Below are 22,814 nucleotides of genomic sequence, written 5' to 3'. Positions count from 1 at the left end.
CGCTGTTTTTTATTTAACATCATTACGTTCAACTCCCGAAAACTCCCAAATTTAATATTTACCAAGTACTTGCCCGCAAAATGCACCCTTCCAAGTAGCTTAACGCTCGAAGATCAATTAGTGTGATTTAACTGTGTGAAACTTAACATGAAGATAGAAATAATAGATTGTCGTGAGACTTTCGTGATGATTCAAGGTTAGGCTTACAGTTAGATCGCGTTATTGATGAGTGCAAGGATAGGTGCCAGATGGCTATTAATGATAAAGAACAAAAATCGCATAGTAAGAAAATTATTATCGCAGTAATAATTACCGTATTTACGTTGTGGTACGGGTTTGATTTAAACCAGTACGCTTCGTTAGAGCAAATTAAAACATTACAACAAACGTCTGGTGACTATATTGCTGAGCACCGCTCTTTGGCGATGCTGATCTTTTTTGTTAGTTATGTCGTGATCACCGGCTTCTCATTACCAGGAGCGGTATTGCTGACGCTATTAGGCGGCGGCTTGTTTGGTTTTGGTTATGGCTTGCTGCTGATTTCTTTCGCTAGCTCTATTGGTGCTACGCTGGCCTTTCTGGTGAGCCGTTATCTATTAAGAGATTATGTGCAAAAGAAATTTGGGGCCAGACTTGATGCGATTAACAAAGGTGTGGAAAAGGAAGGTGACTTTTATTTATTTTCGTTACGTTTAATCCCGGTTTTCCCGTTCTTTTTAATTAATATTTTGATGGGGTTGACCAAGATTAGCACCCGTAGTTTTTATCTCGTGAGCCAAGTCGGTATGTTAGCTGGCACCGCTGTCTATGTTTGGGCTGGGACTAAATTAAGTGAAATTAATAGCTTATCTGGTATTGCATCACCATCATTACTCAGTGCATTAGCGCTATTGGGTATTTTCCCTTGGGTCGCTAAACGAGGGTTAGCACTATTTAGTCAGCGTAAACGCTATTCGCGTTGGACTAAACCAAAATCATTTGATCGTAACATGATAGTCATTGGTGCCGGCGCTGGCGGCTTAGTCAGTGCCTATATCGCTGCCGCAGTGAAATCAAAAGTAACCTTAGTTGAAAAACACCGTATGGGTGGAGATTGTTTAAATACCGGCTGCGTGCCTTCTAAAGCATTGATCCGTAGCGCCCATGCGGTTGCAGAAATTGGCCGTTCCAATGAATTTGGGGTTGATGCCGAGATTAAAACCATCAATTTTGAAAAGGTGATGGGACGTATTCAGCAGGTTATTAAGACGATAGAGCCGCATGACTCGATTGCGCGTTATTCGGCGATGGGTGTTGAGTGCTTAACTGCAGAAGCTAAAATTATCGATCCTTGGCGCGTGCAGATTGACGAACAGGTATTAACGACTAAAAATATTGTCGTGGCTACGGGAGCGCGTCCTATTGTACCGCCTATTCCCGGATTAACTGATGTGCCTTATTTAACGTCGGATACTTTGTGGCAGTTAACTGAGCAACCGGCGCGGTTATTAGTATTAGGCGGTGGGCCTATTGGTTGTGAAATAGCCCAAAGCTTTGCCCGCTTAGGTTCGACAGTGACGCAAGTTGAAATGGCTAGCCAATTATTGGGACGCGAAGATGCAGACGCCGTTGCGGTAGTGCAAGCCGAATTGTTGGCAGATGGTGTTAACATTTTACTCGGTAATAAAGTAGCAAGTTTTGTCAGCGAAGATGGCCAATACAGTGCGGTACTAGCGAATGGTGATTCAGTTGTATTTGACCAAGTATTCTTAGCCTTGGGGCGTCAGGCTAATATTCGTGGTTTTGGTTTGGAAGCACTTGATGTCGCTATCACTGAGCGCGGTCTTATTGAGATAAATGACTACCAACAAACCTCAATCCCTAATATCTATGCTGTTGGTGATGTTTCTGGGCCTTATCAACTTACCCATGTCGCAGCACACCAAGCTTGGTTCGCGGCGGTAAATGCCTTATTTGGCTCGGTGAAAAAATTTGCCACCGATTATCGTGTGATCCCCGCGGTGACTTATACTTATCCTGAACTCGCACGAGTTGGTATTAGTGAAAATGAAGCGCAACAGGCACAGCTAGATTATCAGGTGACTAAATATGACATAGATGATTTAGATAGGGCGATCACAGATAGTGAGACCAAAGGTTTTGTTAAAGTGATCACCGCTGGTAATAGCGATAAGATCTTAGGTGTGACGATTGTCGCCAGTCATGCCGGTGAGTTATTGGCAGAATACACCTTAGCAATGAAATACAAACTAGGCTTAAATAAAGTGCTAGGGACTATTCATCCGTATCCAACCATGAGTGAAGCCAATAAGTATGTGGCGGGTAATTGGAAACGCAATAACAGCCCTGAGAAGTTATTAGCCTGGGTAGCGAAGTTCCATCGTTATATGCGTAAAGCTTAATAGGGTAATTTTTTAGCTATGTCAGGATATCTGTCACTATGGTGAGAAAATAGAATAGTCCTGAAAATATCGTATATAATCGTTCGCAGTTAATTTTTATTGTGGGCTCTCTTGTTCGCTTTATTTTCATTTCGGTACTTCTTATTCCGATAAGCCTAGGTAGATATTGATGCTGTTACAAAAAAGTCGCTACCATGGCGTAGCGGCTGAAATTCAATTACAGATCGAACAGCGAATATGGCTACCTGGCGAGCGTATTCCTTCTATTCGTAAAATGAGTAAAATACAACACATCAGCCCGATGACGGTATTAAAAGCCTATGAGTTGTTAGAGGCTGAAGGCTGGGTTTATGCGAAACCACGCTCTGGCTATTTTGTTGTCGCCCATCTCAATCGTCTTGCTATCCCTCAACAAACCATTCCGCAACTCACTAATCGCGCGATTAAGATCAATGAGCATGTTTTTGAAGTGCTGAAAGCCTGTAAACGCGTAGATATTGTGCCGCTGGGTTCTGCTTTTCCCGATCCTGAACTATTTCCGTTAAAACAATTAGGCCAAGCGTTAGCTAAAACCATCAAAACCATGCCTGCTCTCAGTGCTGTCACAGAGTTACCACCGGGCAGTGTCGCGTTAAGGCGTGCGATAGCTCAACGCTATATTCGTGACGGTATCGATGTGTCTATTGATGATATCGTCATCACTTCTGGTGCGATGGAGTCATTAGGCTTGAGTCTGATGGCTGTGACAAAACCAGGTGATACAGTGGCGATTGAATCACCGGCTTTTTATGGGGTGTTGCAAACGGTTGAACGCTTGCAGCTTAAAGCTATTGAAATTACCACAGATCCACAATTTGGTATGTCGGTTGATGCGTTGCAACATGCGGTGCAGCATCATGATATTAAAGCCTGTTGGTTAATGAGTAAATACCAAAACCCGCTGGGCTCATCTATGCCGGAAGAAAATAAGCTAGCCCTTCTTGAAGTGCTAGCTAAAGCACAAATCCCGTTACTTGAGGATGATGTTTACAGTGAACTGTATTTCTCAGAACAAAAACCGCAACCGATCAAAGCGTATGATGAACAAGGTTTGGTACTCCATTGTTCCTCCTTTTCAAAATGCTTAGCACCTGGTTTTAGAGTGGGCTGGGTAGTGGCAGGGCGTTATGCCAAACAAATCGAACAATTGCAATTGATGACCACGCTTTCTGCGGCGGTACCTAACCAACTCGCGATTGCTGAATTTGTATTACATGGTCGCTATGATATTCACTTACGCCAATTAAGACGACAGTTAAAATCACGCCAGCAACAGATGCAACATGCCATTGAACAATACTTCCCAGCCGAAACCAAGATCACCAGACCGAGTGGCGGTTACTTCTTATGGTTAGTGCTACCAGAACATATAAACACCGGTGAATTGCTGCATACTTTATTAGATCAGCACAATATCAGTATCGCCCCTGGTACCTTGTTTGCCAGTGATAATAAGTATAAAAACTGTATGCGAATCAATTGTTCCTATTTACTCACGGATAAAATACGCCAAGCGCTGATTACGTTAGCAGAATGTGTCGGATAATCAGTAATGCAGTTAAACTGTTCTAGTTTCTGTTATAACTAAAGCATCTGTTATAGGGTAGTTTAGTACTGATCTGTACTATGCTAATACGCCTGATTTATGTTTCAATAGCCCCGCTAATGCATTAAATAATTATATCCATTAAGAGATGATTGGATTAGCGCTATGTCAACTTGCTGGTAACTCTGTCTGCAAGTTTTGCGATTGTGATAAGTGTTTGATTAAATTAATAAGCATTAGATAAGTCAGATGATAATAAAGACTTATCTAATGCTTCTTTGATATAATTGAAGATATAAAAATAAGGAGCATATAATGTCTGAAGAACGCATAAATATAAAAGATGTAACCCCTAAAGTTAAACCTAAATATACCAATGTCGGCGCCGATAATCATATCTATGTCCGCAATATGACAGGTGTATTTCAGCGATTGAGAAAGTACATGGGTTGGTTTTTTATGGTGCTGTTTTTAGCATTACCTTTGTTCCAGTGGGATGGCCATCAGGCGATCTTATTAAATATCGCTGAACAGCGTATCCATATCTTTGCTTTAACTATTTTCCCTCAAGACCTGATGCTATTAGCCTTATTGCTGATCGTCGGTGCCTTCGCGTTATTTTTCATCACTGCTTATTTAGGCCGAGTTTGGTGTGGCTTTATGTGCCCACAAACTATCTGGACCTTTATCTTTATTTGGTTTGAAGAGAAAATTGAAGGTTCAGCCAATAAACGTTTGAAGTTAAACCAAGGTCCTATAACTGCTGATAAAGTAAAAAAGAAAGCACTTAAACATAGCGCATGGTTAAGCTTTTCGGTATTTACCGGTCTGGCATTCATGGCTTATTTCGTGCCTATCTTTGAGCTGTACAGCGATTTCTTTACTCTGCAAGCCAGTAGCCTAGTGTATTTCTGGGTACTGTTTTTTGCATTTTGTACTTACGGTAATGCAGGTTGGATGCGTAGCATCATGTGTACCCACATGTGCCCGTATGCTCGTTTCCAATCGGCAATGTTTGATACTGATACTTTAATTGTTGGTTATGATTTTAATCGTGGCGAGTCACGTGGTCCACGTTCACGTAAAACCGATCATAAAGCCAAAGGCTTAGGTGATTGTATCGACTGTAATTTATGTGTTCAGGTATGTCCAGCCGGTATTGATATTCGTGATGGCCTGCAATATGAGTGCATTAACTGTGGCGCTTGTATTGATGCGTGCGATCAAACAATGGAACGCATGAACTATCCAAAAGGCTTGATCCGTTATACTTCTGAAAATGAATTAAACAATAAACCGCATGAAAAAAGCCGTTTTAAGTTAATAGCTTATGGCGTGATAATGACGTTGATGACGGTGATGTTTGCCGTTAGTGTGGTGAGTATTTCACCGGTGCAAATGGATATCATCCGCGATCGAAACGCACTCTATCGTGAAAATTCTGACGGTAATATTGAAAATACTTATACATTGAAAATTATAAACAAAACATCATTTACCCAGAAGTACAACTTGTCGGTTACCGATGTACCTGATCATGAATGGTTTGGTCCACGTGAAATTGAAGTGTTGCCGGGTGAGTTGTTAGTACAGCCAGTGAGTTTAGCTATCGACCCGTATGACCTGAAACAACCAGTGCTAAAAATCAACTTTGTCATCACTGAACAAGGTAATGAACATTATGTCTTTACTCAACAAAGTCGTTTTATCAGCCAGTTATAGTGTCAGTCAGTAACTATAAATAGCTTTATAATCAATGTAAGTTAAAGTAAATAGCAAGCTCAGTATCACTGGGCTTGCTATTATTGTATCCAATCTAAGATCTGTTATTGGTTTATAACGGTGATTTGGATATAGAGATTAATAGATAGAGAGTAGTTTTTTAGGAAATAACAATGACAGACCTGCCTACTGATTACAGTTTGCTTTCCCCTGATTTCATGTTGGATGCGATAGAGTCTATCGGTATCCGTGTTGATTCAGGATTGTTGGAATTAAACAGCTATGAAAATCGGGTGTTTCAATTTCTAGATGAAGATCGTCAACGCTTTGTGGTTAAGTTCTATCGCCCTGCACGTTGGAGTGATGAACAGATCCAAGAAGAGCATGATTTTTCTCTACAGTTAAAGTTAGCTGAAATTGATGTAGTTGCGCCGTTACAATTTGATGGTCGTAGTTTATTCATTTATCAAGGTTACCGCTTAGCTATTTTCCCGAGTGTCGGTGGTCGTCCTATTGAAGTGGATAACCTCGATGCTTTGGAGTCTGTCGGGCGTAACTTAGGTCGCGTTCATCAGTTAGCCAGCCAGCAATCATTTGTGCATCGACCAACATTATCGATTGCAGAATTTGTACAAGCACCGAAGTTGATATTACAACAACATAACTTTGTACCTGCACATTTAGAAACGTCTTTTTTTAATGTTTATGATGCCCTCGCCAAAGAAATTTCGTTGCAATATAAGCCGGATGATAAGCAGTTAATTCGCTTACATGGCGATTTGCATGCTGGTAATATTTTGTGGCGTGATAATAAGGTGACACTATTGGACTTTGATGATTGCCGTCAAGGACCTGCAGTACAAGACTTATGGATGATGCTACATGGCGAACGTCATGAACAATTATTACAATTGGAAGTGATGCTTGAAGGTTATGAGGAATTTTGTTCCTTTGACGCTAAGCAGCTAAGGTTAATTGAGCCATTACGCGGTATGCGCATGATGAATTATATGGGTTGGATCGCTAAACGTTGGCATGATCCTGCTTTTAATCGTCACTTCTCGTGGTTTACTGACGAGCAATTTTGGCAACAACAGGTCGGTTTTTTACAAGAACAGATTGATAATATGCAAAAACCGCCGTTATCTCTCATTCCTAATTACTAATTTTTTGTACAGTTAATTATGTTTAATTTAAATTTTCAGGAAGGAAAATGATGAAGAAATTATTTATATTGATCACCGCAATGCTATTTTTACCGTTTGCCAATGCAGCACAGTTTAAAGAAGGCGTGCATTATGATGTTATCTCTGAGCAGGCAACATCAAAACCACAAGTTGCTGAGTACTTTTCGTATTTTTGCCCACACTGTAATAAATTCGAACCGATTATGACTGACGTGACTAAACGTCTTGAAGGTAGTGATATTAAAGTAGAAAAAAATCACGTTGCTTTTATTGGTCGTGAAATGGGTATCGAAATGCAAAAAGCATTTGCGACTGCAGAGCTATTAAATGTTGAGCATGAAATGTCATCGGCAATTTTCTCAGCGATCCATGATCAAAAACGTCGATTCACTGGTCGTGATGATATCCGCACTGTATTTACAGATGCTGGTATCGACGGTAAGAAATTTGATGCCGCAGTAAATAGTTTTGCTGTTAACGGTAAAGTAGCGCGTATGGATAAAAATACTGCTTCAAATAATATCCGTGGTGTACCCGCGCTGATCGTTAACGACAAATACCAAATTAACATGGGTAGCATTAAGGCGCGTGGTGAAGAATTTAACGTTAAACTAGCCGCTCTGATTAAATATCTAGCAGCTAAAACGAATTAATTTTCTTAGACTTACCTTGTTCATTTAGGTAATCATAGCTATTAAAAAAGGACGCAATTGCGTCCTTTTGTTTATCTAAATAATACTGTTAGGTTACTGTTCCCAAACAATCTTATCTTTATGATCTTCTTCGTAGAAAGGTTTAAAGCGACTTTCTAATTCATGGCGCTTAAATTTCAACGTCGGTGTTAATAAACCATTATCCACTGTCCACTCATCTTTTAATACAATGATATGACCAATGCGTGCGTGTGATTCTAACGACTTATTAATGTGCTGACGTGTTTCTTCAAGGTTGCTTGTCATCACTTCTTTACCTTGTTCACGCGCTTCTGGTGATAGCACCACTAATGCAACTGGCTGTGTTAAGGCTGTGCCGGTAATACAGATTTGCTCAATATTAGGGTTTTCACCAAATTTACATTCAATAGGCACTGGTGTGACGTACTTACCTTTTGACGTTTTGAAGATATCTTTTACTCGGCCAGTAATTTTCACATAACCGTTAGCGTCGATCTCGCCTTTATCACCCGTTTTGAAATAACCTTCTTCATCGAATGATTCTTTGGTTTGTGCTTCATCTTTGTAATAACCCGTCATCAGGCCATCACCTTTTACTAAGATTTCACCGATCTCTGAAATTTTAAGGTCAACACCTTTACCAGGCTTACCAATCGTGCCGATTTTTTGTGGATTAAACGGGTGGTTTAACGTGCCGTAAGCCAGGTTTTCTGTCATGCCCCATGCTTCGGTAATATTTAAACCAAGACGCTCATACCATTTTAATAATGCCGGTGATACAGCTGCTGAACCACAACCAAGCATACGCGCATGGTGTAAACCTAGGCCACGTTTAATCTTCGCTCTCACTAAACCATTAACGAATGGGATCTTTAGTAGGAAGTTAAGTTTGTGTGCCGGCATTTTTTGTAAAACACCCATTTGGAAGCGAGTCCATAGACGTGGCACAGAAATAAACAATGTCGGTTCTACAGATTGGATATTGCTTACAAAGGTATCAAGTGATTCAACAAAAGACACCACACCTTCACCAGCATAAATACTGCTACCTTCAATATAAACACGTTCAGTAATGTGTGCCAGTGGTAAATAAGACAGTAGTCTGTCGCCCGCAACAAAGCCTAAGCTAGTGATAATGTTTTGTGATGCAGATTTGAATGCCGCAAACGTGATCATTACGCCTTTTGGATTACCGGTACTACCCGATGTGTAAATAATGGACATCAAGTCGTCTAAATTGATATGTGCAGGTGTTGCTAATGGCTGATGCTGTTCCAGCAAGTCATTCCATTTGTATTGGCAAGTCAGAGTCTCATATGGGTAGCTGATAGTAATTACGTCAGCAGGCAGCTTGCCTTCTAAACTTTGATAATTATCCAACTTACCAACAAACAATACTTTCGCTTCACTGTGTTCGAGTACATAGTTAATGGTTTTAGCGTTTGCTGTTGAATAAATTGGCACGCTGATATAACCCGCGTACATGATTGCTAAATCGTTAATAAACCATTCGGCGCTATTTTTTGCTAGGATCGCTATTTTATCACCCGGAGCTAATCCCAGTGATTGTAGTGCTTGAGCAATACGCTTGGTTTGGTCTGCCACTTGCGACCAAGTGAACTCGTGAAATGTCCCATTAATAGGCTGGCGTAAATATACCTCATTGGCACGATGCTTTTCCCAGTGTAATAAGGCATCGAGAGGTGTGTTTAAATTTGGTGCTAATGTGCTCATGTGTGGTCCCGAAAAAAGAGTAATGCAACAATGCATTAACAGTTATAGCATGTTACACCTTGTTTCGTTTAAGATTAAAGTAAAAGTGAGATGTTAATGTCGTTTTAGAATGATGACTCTATTTATGCCAGTGTTTCTCTCTTTTTATACCCCTAAAGCGTTATTTTATGGGGTGTTTTAAAAAATAAAATGAACTGGCGCACAAATTTAAAATCTTAATCTTGTCGGTGTTATTGCTATTTTTGTTGGTAATAGGTTGCTATTAGTTGTTCTTTTCGTTGCCAAAGAATTGTCACCCATTGTTGGAAATTGTGTTTAAACGTCGCATCATTCTCATAGTCACCTTGCAAGTCTGGGGTGATGGTTATTGTTTCAACGCGAATGACAATTCGCTTTAATTTACCTTGGAGTAAATCTTTGAACGGGGAATTGAGATTATCGGGGTAGATAATGGTGACATTTAATATCTGCTCAAAGGTGTTGCCCATGGATGCGAGTGCTAGCGCAATGCCACCTGATTTTGGCGGTAGTAAATAACGGTAAGGCGAATTTGTCTGTTGTTGCTTGTCTGGCGTAAAACGCGTGCCTTCGGCAAAGTTAACTATGGTTGTCGGTGATAGTTTAGCTTTGGCACACGCTTGACGGGCACTCTGTAAATCTTTACCTTTTAAGTGCGGCTTTTTGGCCAGCGTTTGTTTGCTGTAACGTTTCATGAATGGCATATCTAATGCCCAGCAAGCACTACCCACAAACGGCACGAATAAGATCGCTTGTTTGACGAAAAATTTTGGTAGTGAGATTTTGTTGGCAAACACGGTAAAGAGAATGACAATATCAGCCCAGCTGTGATGATTGGCAATCAACAAATACCAATTGTCTTTGCTTAATTCGCCCTGTATTTCAACATCCCATTCGACTTTATTAATCAGTTTGATCATCCAAGAATTTATGTCTGCCCACATATGTAGAAGCATATCAGCGCTCTTACGTGTGGCTTGCTGTACCGGCGTAAAAGGTAGTACTAATTTAATCAAACCAGTCAGGGTGATTAACGTTAATGAGCAAATAATATTAATAACCACTAATGTAGTACTGATAAGCATTAATACGAACGAAGGTAGAAAATTAATCATTTAATGATGCCTGCTTCAGTTGCGCTAATGCTTGGTCTTTATTTACCCATAATGCATTTATCCATTGCTGGAACTCAGCTTGAAAGGCTTTATCATTGAGATAATCACCGATGTAATCGCTGCTAATGTCGTGGGTAGTCACTTGCACTTGGATCTGCTGTACTTGGCCGCTAATAAACTGCCAAAAAGTGGGGATACCTTGCGGATAGTAAATCGTGACATTAACTAAGGTGTCGAGTTGGCCATTCATCGCATCGAGGGCAAAGGCGATACCACCTGCTTTAGGTTTTAATAAATGGTTAAAAGTCGATGCTTGTTGAGTATGTTTATGTTGAGTAAAACGAGTGCCTTCAACAAAATTCATCACACTAACAGGCTTATGCTTAAATTTAGCACAGGCTTTTTTTGTTGTTTCAATGTCTTTACCACGCATGTGTGGGTTCTTCGCTAAAAATTGTTTGCTGTAACGTTTCATGAAAGGAAAGTCGAGCGCCCACCAGGCCAAACCTAAAAATGGCACAAAGATCAGTTCTTTTTTTAAGAAGAATTTTAGAAATGGGATCTTGCCATTTAACACCCGTTGTAAGACTAAGATATCGACCCAAGTTTGGTGATTTGAAATAACCATGTACCATTTATTCAGCGATAACTCTTCTATACCATTAACTTGAATATCAGGATTGCCAATTAATTTTTGGGTTAGGCCATTGACCAAAATCCAATTAGACGCACAACCATCGAGTAACTGGCTTAATGCTTTTTGGGTGGCGCTAAAAGGTAGCAGCGTTTTCAAAAAAGACAGTATCAGAATTGGTATTAACCAAAAGATAGTATTGAAAAGATAACAGAGGAATGCAATGGCGCCAGCAACCTTTTGCGTGAATATCGAGAGCATAATATGGCCTTGGTGTGATGAAAATCTGAAATGATAAAACTATCATCACGTTATGCCAAACAAAAAATGCCCTTATCCCACATTTATTTGTTGTAACAAACGGTCCATGGCGCGATAAGAAAGTGCTTCCAGTAAATGGGATTTATTGATATCTATACAATTGTTTAAATCTGCGATGGTGCGTGCGATCTTAATTATTTTATGGAATGCGCGTGTTGATAAGCCCATTTTATCTATCGCCAGCTCTAAAAAAACTGCATCTTGATGTTGTAATGGGCAATGTAATTCTATTTCTTTACTACTGAGTGCGTCATTTAATTTATTACCCCGTTGGCGTTGGATAGTTTGTGCTGCACTGACTCTTTGTTTAATGGTATCGCTGCTTTCACCACGTTGGCCTTGTTCAGTTAAGCTACCTTTCGGTAATGCCGGGACTTCAATAGTGAGGTCGAAACGGTCTAAAAATGGTCCGGATAATTTACTTAAGTATTTGGCCACTTGGCTACTATTACCACCGAATTTATTATTGTCGTAATAACCTGAAGGCGAGGGGTTGAGGGCACCAATCAACTGAAATCGAGCCGGGAAGTCGACTTGCTGATTGGCTCTGGAAATACTGATCTGTCCTGCTTCTAACGGTTCGCGTAATGAGTCGAGCGCCTTGCGTTGATATTCGGGGAGTTCATCCAAAAACAGTACGCCGTTATGCGCGAGGGTTATTTCGCCTGGGCGCGGGTTACGACCGCCACCGACCAAGGCAACTGCCGAGCAGGTGTGGTGGGGGGTACGAAAAGGCCGGCGGCACCAGTCTTGGGCGACAAACTCATTGCCACTGATGGACTTAATCGCCGCGCATTCTAACGCTTCTTGCTCGGTCATATCAGGTTGAATGCTGATTAAGCGACTCGCCAGCATAGTTTTACCTGTGCCCGGTGGACCAAACAACAACAGATTGTGACTGCCGGCTGCGCAGATCTCCAGCGCCCGTTTAGCACTTTGCTGGCCGATGATATCTTGCATGTCCTGTTGTATTTCTGTGGGGGTCGCCAGTGATAACACCCGTTTAGCTATGGGCAGTGTCTGCTCTGCATTTATGTGCTGACATACTTGCTGTAAATCTGCTGCAGTAAAACAATTGGCGTTGTCGATAAGTGCCGCTTCATGACCATTTTCGGTGGGAATAATACTGCTGCGACCGGCCTTTTTACCGGCAATTATACTGGGAATGGTACCGCGACAGGCCCGCAGTTGGCCGGATAAGGATAATTCACCAATAAATTCTAATTGTGGATGTCGACTGGTATTGATCTGTTGTGAGGCGATTAAAATAGCGATGGCAATGGGTAAGTCATAACGGCTGCCTTCTTTGGGTAAATCGGCGGGGCCCAAGTTGACGGTAATGCGTTTTGCTGGCATCACAAAATTAGAATTCATTAAGGCGCTGCGTACCCGATCTTTGGCTTCTTTGACCGATGTTTCGGGCAGACCCACAATAGTAAAACCGGGCAAACCTTCACTAATGTGTACCTCTATGGTGATTAAGGGGGCGTTAATACCTAAAATGGCACGGCTGTAAATCACGGCTAAATTCATTGGTTATCCTGGCTAAGTTCATGCTGGTGTTTGAACCCTAGTGTAATTAATACCAAGCACGACTAAATTAGGTGGATTATTTTAAAACCTTAAGCAAGGCCGATTTGCCACAGTCTATTTTGTGATGTCTGTCATGTGTGAAGTTTTAAACTGGATATGGTTAATTATTCAATACCTTGTATTATCACTCGGGGTTTATTTGGTTGTTTGAGTTATTTTATACCCCGTTAAAGGCTTGCTTAAATAAATTCACCATGCTAATAATGAATTATCAAAATTATTTAGAGTTGTTGGATTAGTTATATGTTTGGGTTTACTTCGCGTCTAATTATAGTAGTCAGCATTCTGGTGGTAATTATCAAATTACCTCACCGGGGACTTACTGCTAAGCGAAACTAAGCTTAATCCAGCAATAAGAAAACCTCGGTAAATAACCGGGGTTTTTTTTTGTCTGACGTTTAATTATTTACAAGAATGATGTTTAAAGGGATGTAGATTAATGAAAGCAACTGAGTTTATTGTAAATGCTTTGCGTAAACAGGGGGTAACCCAAGTATTTGGTTATCCTGGCGGCGCGATCATGCCATTGTACGATGCGTTATATGATGGTGGTGTGGCGCATTTATTAGCGCGACATGAGCAAGGCGCGATCATGGCTGCGCTGGGTTATGCACGTGCAGGCGCTAGAGTAGGTGTATGTATCGCGACTTCGGGTCCAGGTGCAACCAACTTAGTCACAGGTTTAGCGGAAGCAATGGCGGATTCGATTCCTGTTGTTGCCTTCACTGGCCAAGTGCCTAGTGCGTTAATCGGTGTCGATACGTTCCAAGAAGTGGATATTCTTGGCATGACGTTATCGTGTACTAAGCACAGTTTTTTGGTTGAAGATCAAAATGACTTAGACCGCATTATTGCTGAAGCATTTACCATTGCCACGAGTGGCCGTCCTGGCCCCGTATTAATCGATATCCCTAAAGATATTCAACTGGCTGTAATGGCGAGTGAAACGGTATCAGAATTAGCTGAACTACCGCCACTCGATGGCTTGGTTGATGAGCAGGTTGCTGCAGCACGGGCGTTATTACACGCGGCGAAAAAACCAGTATTGTATATTGGCGGCGGTGTCGGCATGGCCAATGCAGTACCTGAACTACGTGAATTAGCAGCCGCATTAGATATCCCTATGGTCAGTACCTTAAAAGGTATTGGTAGTGCCGATCCTGAACACCCTTATTATTTGGGCATGTTGGGAATGCATGGCCTAAAAGCGGCTAACTTAGCAGTGCAAGAAAGTGATTTATTGATTGCCGTCGGCGCGCGTTTTGATGACCGCGTCACCGGTAAACTTGATGAGTTTGCCCCACATGCCAAAGTCATCCATCTCGATATTGATGCTTGTGAACACAATAAATTACGTGTGGCTAACGTCGCCATCACCACAGATCTAAAACTCATTCTACCGGCGTTAAAAATGACCTTGGATATTGCTCCTTGGCGTTTACATACCTTAGAAATGAAAGTTGAAACAGCTTTCCGTTATGACCATCCGGGCATTGCTATTTATGCACCGTTATTACTCAAGCAATTATCGGCGAGTTTACCGGAAGATCACCTGGTTGCTTGTGATGTTGGTCAACACCAAATGTGGACCGCACAGCACATGACCTTTAGCCAACCTGAAAACTTATTATCCAGTGCCGGTTTTGGCACTATGGGCTTTGGCTTACCGGCGGCGGTTGGTGCTGCATTAGCACGCCCCGATGCCATGCCTGTTGTGGTGACGGGTGACGGTTCGATCATGATGAACATTCAAGAGTTAGCGACGATTAATCGCGCTAAATTACCGGTGAAGATTGTCCTCATCGATAATCAACGTCTCGGTATGGTACGCCAATGGCAAACGCTGTTTTTTGATGGCCGTTTATCGCAGACTATTCTCGACGATAACCCGGACTTTGTGGCGTTAGCGGCGGCATGTGGTATTCCCGGCGAAACGGTGGTTGTTAAAGAGCAAGTGCAACCAGCGATGGACCGTATGCTGGCTAGCAAGGGTGCGTACTTCTTGCATGTACAAATTTCAGAGCAAGAAAATGTCTGGCCATTAGTGCCACCTGGGGTTAATAACGGTGAGATGTTGGAGCAATATGATGAGTGTTAAACAAGTACATGAAGTGGTGATTGAAGCCACCAACACACTGGAAATTTTAGAGCGGGTATTACGCGTTATCCGTCATCGCGGCTTTCGTATTAGTAGCATGAATTCGGTACAAATGAATGATTGCAATAGCATAAAGATTACGGTTACAGTATCTGGTGAGCGCGGTATTGATCTACTCTATAAACAGTTAGATAAATTGTTTGATGTGAGTAAGTTAAGCGTGCTGTACATTACGACAATATAGAAAGGTTACAATAAAACGACTGCAATATCACACTTAATTGACAGCGCTGGGGTGCATTAGATTGCAGGATGCAAGTACTGGCGTTATTTAAAATAATACAAAATTATAGCATAAGGGAAGAAGCGATTATGGCGAATACTGAACAGCAAGTTTGGTTTAATGGAAAGATGGTTCCTGAGTCTCAGGCTAAAGTGAGTGTCTTTACTCATGCTCTGCACTACGGTTCATCGGTATTTGAAGGTATTCGTGCATATGATACGCCTAAGGGCCCGGCTATTTTCCGCTTAAAAGAACACATCCAACGGTTATTTGATTCCGCTAAAATCTATGGCTGGACTATCCCTTATTCAAAGCAAGAAATAGAACAAGCCTGTAAAGATGCAGTATTAGCCAATGGCCTGACCAATGCTTATTTACGTCCTCTGGCTTTTATTGGTAATGTTGGTCTAGGTCTAACACCAAAATCTACCGTATGCGAGGCACTTGTTGCCGCTATGAACTGGGGTGCTTATCTTGGCGATGAAAGCTTGGAAGAGGGCGTTGATGTTTGTGTTACTTCTTGGAACCGTCTTGCGCCCAATACTATTCCTACTGGCGCCAAAGCCGGTGGTAATTATTTATCATCACAACTGATTTCGTCAGAAGCGAAACGTCATGGTTATGCCGAAGGTATTGCCCTGGATGTGAACGGCACTATTTCTGAAGGCGCAGGCGAGAACTTATTCTTCGTTAAAAATGGCGTTATTCATACCCCACCAACCACAGCGTGTATCTTACCGGGTTTAACCCGTAATACCTTAATGGTGCTAGCGCGTGATTTTGGTTATGAAGTACGTGAAGAACCGATTGCCCGCGAAGCGATGTACCTTGCCGACGAAATGTTCATGTGCGGTACCGCTGCTGAAGTGGTGCCGGTACGTTCTGTTGATCGTATCGACATTGGCGACGGTAAACGCGGCCCAATTACTGAAAGATTACAAACAGCTTACTTTGCGTTGATTAAAGGTCAGAGTGAAGACAAATGGGGCTGGTTAGATTACGTCGCTGACCCAAGCTAACGACAACTGTCGACTAGATTATTGCTTATATTTGATTATTAAAGTGAGGCTCAGATAGGCCTCGTTGTTACCATTTTATTTTTGTTTCATGGAGAGAACAATGCCTAAATTACGTTCTGCAACATCTACCCAAGGCCGTAACATGGCTGGTGCTCGCGCTTTGTGGCGTGCAACTGGTACCCGCGAAGAAGATTTCGGTAAGCCAATTATTGCCATTGCTAATTCATTTACCCAATTTGTACCGGGTCACGTTCATCTAAAAGACATGGGCCAATTAGTTGCCGATGAAATTTTGAAAGCGGGCGGTATCGCCAAAGAATTTAATACCATTGCCATTGATGACGGTATCGCCATGGGTCACGACGGCATGTTATACAGCTTACCGTCACGTGATCTAATTGCTGATTCGGTTGAATACATGGTGAATGCGCATTGCGCGGATGCATTAGTATGTATTTCTAACTGTGACAAGATCACTCCTGGTATGTTGATGGCGGCACTTCGTCTTAATATTCCGGTTATCTTTATTTCCGGTGGTCCAATGGAAGCGGGTAAAACCAAACTTTCAGACCAACTGATTAAACTTGATCTGGTTGATGCCATGGTGATGGGCGCAGATAAAAATGTGTCTGATGAAGATCTTGATAAAGTAGAGCGCAGTGCGTGTCCTACTTGTGGTTCATGTTCAGGCATGTTCACTGCAAACTCAATGAACTGTTTAACTGAAGCATTGGGTTTATCACAGCCGGGTAATGGTTCATTAGTAGCAACACATGCTGACCGTGAAGAATTATTCTTAAACGCGGGTCGTCGTATTGTTGATCTGTGTAAGCGTTATTATCAAGACGATGATGAATCAGTATTACCGCGTAACATTGCTAATCGTGAAGCCTTTGAAAATGCGATGACGCTTGATATTGCGATGGGTGGTTCAACCAATACAGTATTACACTTAATCGCAGCAGCTATTGAAGGCGAAGTTGATTACAGCTTAGCGGATATGGATGCGTTATCACGTAAAGTACCGCAGTTATGTAAAGTGGCACCGTCAACGCCACTCTATCATATGGAAGATGTGCATCGCGCCGGTGGTGTGATGGGTATTTTGGGCGAACTGAATCGTGCTGGTTTATTGCATACAGACAACATGACTGTAATGGGCATGACCATGGCTGAGCAATTAGCTAAGTTTGATATTGTCACTACTGAATCTGAAGCTGTGAAGAAAATGTACTCAGCAGGCCCTGCTGGTATTCGTACTACTAAAGCATTCAGTCAAGATTGTCGTTGGGATTCACTTGATGATGATCGCGAGAACGGTTGTATTCGTTCAATCGAAAATGCGTACAGCCAAGAAGGTGGTCTTGCCGTATTAACAGGTAACATTGCTGTTGATGGCGCGGTTGTTAAAACAGCCGGTGTTGCTGATGACAATCTATTGTTCCGTGGTACTGCACGTGTATTTGAAAGCCAAGATTCAGCGGTAAGCGCAATTTTAGCCAGCGAAATTAAAGCCGGTGATGTGGTTGTGATCCGTTATGAAGGCCCTAAAGGTGGTCCGGGTATGCAAGAAATGTTGTACCCAACCAGTTATCTAAAATCAATGGGGCTTGGTAAAGAGTGCGCATTGATCACTGATGGTCGTTTCTCGGGTGGTACTTCTGGTTTGTCTATTGGTCATGCTTCACCAGAAGCGGCAAGCGGTGGCTTGATCGGTTTGGTTGAAGATGGCGATATCATTGATATTAACATTCCAGAACGTTCGATGAATCTTATTGTTGCTGATGACGTATTGGCTGCGCGTCGTGTTGAGATGGAAAGTCGCGGTGAATTAGCCTGGAAACCGGTTGAGAAACGCGAACGTAAAGTCACTCAAGCATTACGTATTTATGGTTACTTTGCGACGAGTGCTGATAAAGGCGCGGTACGCGATAGAAATCTGATCTAAGCCTTATATAAAATACCTCGTTAGTATTATCTAACAATTAGCAATGATCTATATCAAGGGCTCTGCAGTAATCTACTATGATTACAGCAGAGCCCTTTTTTTGGGCGAGATCTTGCTCACAGAAAAAATTATCTTCTGTTCAACATCGATTTAACAAATCTTATATAAACTTTTCTTAAAATTAGAATGATCTTTAGTGATTAATTCTGCAGTTCTACGTCTATACTGCACCTATATATCGAGAAGCTTTTCTAAGCCAGTTAAATAAACCAAATATCGGAGTAAACAGCATATGATTATCGGCGTACCTAAAGAAATTAAAAACCATGAATATCGCGTAGGTATGACTCCTGCAAGTGCAAGAGAACTTATTGCACATGGCCATACGGTTAATGTTGAAACATTTGCTGGTGCTGGTATTGGTTTTAGCGACAGTGATTATGAAGTTGTTGGTGCAAAAATCTTAGCAACTGCTGCAGACGTTTTCGCAACTGCAGACATGATTGTAAAAGTAAAAGAGCCACAAGCTGTTGAGCGTGCAATGCTACGTGATGGCCAAGTGCTATTCACTTACTTACACCTTGCACCTGATTTAGCGCAAACAGAAGACCTAATCAAGAGTAATGCAGTATGTATCGCTTACGAAACTGTAACTGATGCAAACGGTGGTTTACCACTACTTGCTCCTATGTCTGCTGTTGCTGGTCGTATGTCAATTCAAGCTGGCGCACAAGCATTAGAAAAATCACAAGGTGGTTGTGGTCTTCTTATGGGCGGCGTACCGGGTGTTGCTCCTGCAAACGTTGTTGTTATTGGCGGCGGTGTTGTTGGTATGAATGCAGCTAAAATGGCTGTTGGTATGGGCGCTAGCGTAACTATGTTAGACCGTAACCTGACTGTACTAGCTAACCTAGACAACCAGTTCGATGGTCGTTTGAAAGTAGTTTATTCTACACATGATGCAATTGAAAAATATGTATTAGAAGCTGACCTAGTAATTGGTGCAGTATTAGTTCCTGGCGCAGCTGCGCCGAAACTAGTAACTAAAGACCTAATTTCACGCATGAAGCCTGGTGCTGCTGTTGTTGACGTTGCAATCGACCAAGGTGGTTGTTTCGAAACTTCACACGCTACTACACACCAAGACCCAACTTACATCATCGATGACGTTGTTCACTACTGTGTTGCTAATATGCCTGGTGCTGTTGCGAAAACATCTACATTCGCATTAAACAATGCAACACTACCGTACATCATCAAACTTGCTAACCTAGGTTGGAAAGAAGCGTTAACACAAGATGCACACCTACTTAACGGTCTAAACGTTATTGCTGGCCACGTTACTGTTCAAGACGTTGCTGAAGCGCATAACTTACCGTTCGTTGCACCAAAGAGCATGATTTTATAATCTAGCTTATTGCAATAACGTGTTAAATTAGCGCCATTATTTATTAATGGTGCTTTTTTATATGCAAAAGAAAATAACTGCGTTAATCCTTATTATTGGGCTGGGTCTATTTGGCCTTTATACCTTCCTGCAATCTGATGATATTGTTGAAGTGAAAAAATCAGATGTACCTGACTTTGCTGCTATCAGCGATGTTAATGCCAAAAAAACCGCCTTCTTTAATTATTTACAACCTGCGTTTGATGTCGTTACTGCCGAAGTATTGGCTGAACGTGCATTACTCAGCACTTGGCAAGCTAAAGCGGCGTTAACCACAGACGAGCAAACCCAACTGCAAGCCATAGCCGATATGTATAAAGTCAAAGCTACGACTGACCAACAAGTGATTGCAGCGTTATTAATTCAAGTCGATGTCATTCCTGAAGAGTTAGTGTTTAGTCAATCAGCCAATGAAACGGGCTGGGGTACATCGCGTTTTGCTAAACAAGGTCACAATTTCTTTGGTCAATGGTGCTTTAGTAAAGGTTGCGGCATAGTGCCAAACCAACGCGATCAAGGTGCTGACCATGAAGTGGCGAGTTTTGATTCGATAGAAGCCTCTGTGCGTTCGTATTTCCGCAATATTAACCGTAACCAAAGTTACTTACCGCTACGTGACATTCGTAGTGAGCTGCGTATCAATGATGAGAGTATTAATGCCTGTGCACTTGCGGCAGGATTAATTAACTATTCAGAAAGAAAAGCAGCTTATATTGATGAGATCCGCGCGATGATCCGTCATAACCGTAAATTTTGGCGCAACAATACCAGCACTGATTATGCGCTGTGTGCGGCGCCTGAACCTGTGGTAACTGAAATTGTCGAAGAAGACGCGATTGAATTACCTAAGGTCATTACCTTGACTGACGATGCTGCTATTGTTGAAATGAAAAATATTGATACAACTATTGTTGAGCCAGGTAACATCGCTGAGAATGCTGAAGATGCAATTGAATTACCTGAGGTCATTAGCTTGACGGTTGACTCAACTTTTGTTGAAGCGAAAAAAAATGATTCAAAAATTGTTGAGTCGAACAAGACTGCTGATAATGTGAAAAATGACACTGTAACGGCAGAAGAACCAATAAAATCCGTTGTAGCAGAATAATTACCTAGTTTACTTTTTCGGTGCTCAGAGCCTTTCTGAGTGCCTTTTTTAATTCCCACTCTCGTTAATACCCTGCTATTTTTAACACTATTAGTCCGTAAGGGTAACTTAGGTTAAATTTACGCTATAAATCACTATGTTTGTTAAAAGCGGCCTGTTTTTTGAAATTACCTAATTATTGATACACTGCCTACTTTTGAGTATATGAGGGTTTTTGGCGGTTTTAAGCCTGTAAAATTGCCGTTTCTTAATTTTAAGGGGGTTTTATTGATGATTATATAGATGTTACGTAGTCGTAAAAGTGTAAAAAATGCTTGGATATGTGACCGACCTCAATTTTCCAGTCACTAGATGATTGAACTGCTTCCCATAGCTAATGTAGTTGTAATACTCTCCACCCATCAAATCTTGCAGTGCAAAGAATTGTAAAAATATAATAATAATATATAAGCAAATAAACACACACTACTATGATAATTGAAAGGCTGAGTTTGTTATGGATAAATCACTAAGTTCGAAAATATTTATATCCCTGTTTGTGGGCTTGCTACTGGGTACAATCGTTCAGTATGGCTTTGGCGCAGGATCGTTCCTTGACACATACTTTGTCGGCGCAGCTACTGCAGTCGGTACTATGTTTGTATCACTAATTAAATTGATGGTTGTACCATTAGTTTTCATCTCTATTGTATGTGGTGTATGTGAACTGAAAGACATCAAAAGTTTTGGTCGCTTAGGTGGCAAAACGTTCTTCCTTTACCTAGCTAATACAGCTATCGCAATCACAGTCGCTCTTATTGTGGCAATGATTGTACAACCAGGTGTTGGTGCGAACCTTGCTGAATTAGGTGGTACTGCGGTACATCTAACAACAACTGAAACGCCTGATATCGGTCAATTAATTATTAACATCGTACCAAGCAACCCTGTTCAAGCATTTGCTTCTGGAGACATGTTACAAATCATCTTCATGGCAATCATCACTGGTCTAGCGATTCAAGCACTAGACAAGAAAGGTGGTCCAGCGATCAATGCATTCCAAATCGCTAATGACATCATGATGAAACTAGTTAGCTTAATCATGAGCTTTGCTCCGATTGGTGTATTTGCCCTGATGATCCAATTAGGTGCGACATTAGATGGCGCTACACTGACTTCAGTAGCAGGTTATGTGGCTCTTGTTGTAGCGTTACTTCTTGTTTGGATTTTAGTTGTATACCCACTAGCAGTATGGGTAACTACCGGTATCCGTCCAGCAACGTTCCGTCGTCAGATCCGTGAGCAGTTCCTATTCTCACTATCTACAGCGAGTTCAAACGCGACTATCCCTGTAACTATGCGTACCCTGACTGAAAAAATTGGTGTATCGAAAACAGTTGCTGGTTTTGGTGTGCCACTAGGCGCAACAATGAACATGTCAGGTGTATCTATCTACATCTCGATTGCAACAGTATTCGCTGCAAACGCATACGGCACGCCAATCCAAGTAGGTGACTTGTTCACTATGGGCCTAACGATTCTACTATTATCAGTAGGCGCAGGTGGTGTACCTGGTGGCGGTATCGTGATGATCGGTGTGTTACTAACACAACTAGGTCTACCGGTTGAAGCACTAGCAATCATTGCAGCAGTTGACCGTATCAACGATATGTTCTGTACTTCTGCTAACGTTATCGGTGATACCGCGGTGAACACTATCGTGGCTAAATCTGAAGGCGAGCTAAACATTGTAGTTGCTAATGCAGAACCTCAAGGTGAAGCTAAAACAGCTTAATTACTAAAAAGTAATACCAGAAAGGGAGCTTAATGCTCCCTTTTTTATTTCCTGCTAAAAGTTATCCTGTGTTAATTCTTTTTATCTGTTTCGATTGTTGCTATAACTAGGTAATAGCGTTAACGATGGCATGCCAAAGCGTTAACTTGTCA

The 22,814-nt window shown here is 41.7% G+C and carries 16 protein-coding genes; 12 read left to right on the top strand and 4 right to left on the bottom strand.

Going from position 1 to position 22,814, the window contains the following annotated elements; translation table 11 throughout:
- Positions 1 to 248: 248 nt before the first annotated feature.
- The 5 genes from CXF93_RS15460 (at position 249) to CXF93_RS15440 (ending at position 7,549) form a co-directional block, all read left to right on the top strand.
- Positions 249 to 2,402: an FAD-dependent oxidoreductase gene (locus tag CXF93_RS15460; RefSeq protein WP_101063443.1), complete on the top strand. Its 2,154-nt coding sequence runs from the start codon at positions 249 to 251 to the stop codon at positions 2,400 to 2,402.
- A gap of 169 nt (positions 2,403 to 2,571) precedes the next feature.
- A complete protein-coding gene (locus CXF93_RS15455; RefSeq protein ID WP_101063442.1) occupies positions 2,572 to 3,987 on the top strand; it encodes a PLP-dependent aminotransferase family protein in 1,416 nt (471 codons plus the stop codon).
- A gap of 315 nt (positions 3,988 to 4,302) precedes the next feature.
- Positions 4,303 to 5,709, top strand: coding sequence for a cytochrome c oxidase accessory protein CcoG (gene ccoG / locus CXF93_RS15450; protein ID WP_101063441.1), 1,407 nt, complete (start codon positions 4,303 to 4,305; stop codon positions 5,707 to 5,709).
- A gap of 173 nt (positions 5,710 to 5,882) precedes the next feature.
- Positions 5,883 to 6,875, top strand: a complete 993-nt coding sequence (locus CXF93_RS15445) for a serine/threonine protein kinase (protein WP_101063440.1) — start codon at positions 5,883 to 5,885, stop codon at positions 6,873 to 6,875.
- A 47-nt stretch (positions 6,876 to 6,922) separates the two neighbouring features.
- Positions 6,923 to 7,549: a thiol:disulfide interchange protein DsbA/DsbL gene (locus CXF93_RS15440; protein ID WP_101063439.1), complete on the top strand. Its 627-nt coding sequence runs from the start codon at positions 6,923 to 6,925 to the stop codon at positions 7,547 to 7,549.
- A gap of 93 nt (positions 7,550 to 7,642) precedes the next feature.
- Here CXF93_RS15440 and CXF93_RS15435 read toward each other — a convergent pair whose 3' ends face one another.
- The 4 genes from CXF93_RS15435 to CXF93_RS15420 all read right to left on the bottom strand — a co-directional run bounded on the left by CXF93_RS15435 (position 7,643) and on the right by CXF93_RS15420 (position 12,925).
- A complete protein-coding gene (locus CXF93_RS15435) occupies positions 7,643 to 9,304 on the bottom strand; it encodes an AMP-binding protein (RefSeq protein ID WP_101063438.1) in 1,662 nt (553 codons plus the stop codon).
- A gap of 236 nt (positions 9,305 to 9,540) precedes the next feature.
- A complete protein-coding gene (locus tag CXF93_RS15430; RefSeq protein ID WP_101063437.1) occupies positions 9,541 to 10,437 on the bottom strand; it encodes an acyltransferase in 897 nt (298 codons plus the stop codon).
- The gene (locus CXF93_RS15425) at positions 10,430 to 11,332 is read right to left on the bottom strand and encodes an acyltransferase (protein WP_101063436.1); all 903 of its coding nucleotides are present in this window, start codon (positions 11,330 to 11,332) and stop codon (positions 10,430 to 10,432) included. Before CXF93_RS15425 ends, CXF93_RS15430 begins: the two co-directional genes overlap by 8 nt.
- A 72-nt stretch (positions 11,333 to 11,404) precedes the next feature.
- Positions 11,405 to 12,925 (bottom strand): YifB family Mg chelatase-like AAA ATPase, encoded by a 1,521-nt coding sequence (locus CXF93_RS15420; RefSeq protein ID WP_101063435.1) that lies wholly within the window; start codon positions 12,923 to 12,925, stop codon positions 11,405 to 11,407.
- A gap of 499 nt (positions 12,926 to 13,424) precedes the next feature.
- Between CXF93_RS15420 and ilvG the strand changes: the two genes are divergently transcribed.
- From ilvG to CXF93_RS15385, 7 genes are all read left to right on the top strand, one after another.
- Positions 13,425 to 15,083: an acetolactate synthase 2 catalytic subunit gene (gene ilvG, locus CXF93_RS15415; protein WP_101063434.1), complete on the top strand. Its 1,659-nt coding sequence runs from the start codon at positions 13,425 to 13,427 to the stop codon at positions 15,081 to 15,083.
- Positions 15,070 to 15,327 carry an acetolactate synthase 2 small subunit gene (gene ilvM, locus CXF93_RS15410; protein ID WP_304442121.1) on the top strand — a complete coding sequence of 86 codons (258 nt, stop codon included), beginning with the start codon at positions 15,070 to 15,072 and terminating at the stop codon, positions 15,325 to 15,327. Before ilvG ends, ilvM begins: the two co-directional genes overlap by 14 nt.
- A gap of 128 nt (positions 15,328 to 15,455) precedes the next feature.
- Positions 15,456 to 16,385, top strand: a complete 930-nt coding sequence (locus CXF93_RS15405; RefSeq protein WP_101063432.1) for a branched-chain amino acid transaminase — start codon at positions 15,456 to 15,458, stop codon at positions 16,383 to 16,385.
- 100 nt (positions 16,386 to 16,485) lie between these two features.
- Positions 16,486 to 18,333: a dihydroxy-acid dehydratase gene (ilvD, locus tag CXF93_RS15400; protein ID WP_101063431.1), complete on the top strand. Its 1,848-nt coding sequence runs from the start codon at positions 16,486 to 16,488 to the stop codon at positions 18,331 to 18,333.
- A gap of 292 nt (positions 18,334 to 18,625) precedes the next feature.
- Entirely contained in the window at positions 18,626 to 19,741 is a 1,116-nt protein-coding gene (ald, locus tag CXF93_RS15395) for an alanine dehydrogenase (protein WP_017223323.1), read from the top strand.
- Between the two features lie 61 nt (positions 19,742 to 19,802).
- Entirely contained in the window at positions 19,803 to 20,888 is a 1,086-nt protein-coding gene (locus tag CXF93_RS15390; protein ID WP_101063430.1) for a glucosaminidase domain-containing protein, read from the top strand.
- Positions 20,889 to 21,384: 496 nt separating this feature from the next.
- A complete protein-coding gene (locus CXF93_RS15385) occupies positions 21,385 to 22,662 on the top strand; it encodes a dicarboxylate/amino acid:cation symporter (protein WP_101063429.1) in 1,278 nt (425 codons plus the stop codon).
- Positions 22,663 to 22,814 lie beyond the last annotated feature (152 nt).

The sequence above is a fragment of the Moritella sp. Urea-trap-13 genome (assembly GCF_002836355.1).
Taxonomy (GTDB): domain Bacteria; phylum Pseudomonadota; class Gammaproteobacteria; order Enterobacterales; family Moritellaceae; genus Moritella.
Note: the sequence above shows the minus strand (reverse complement) of the source record. Positions and strands in the feature narration are given on the sequence as shown.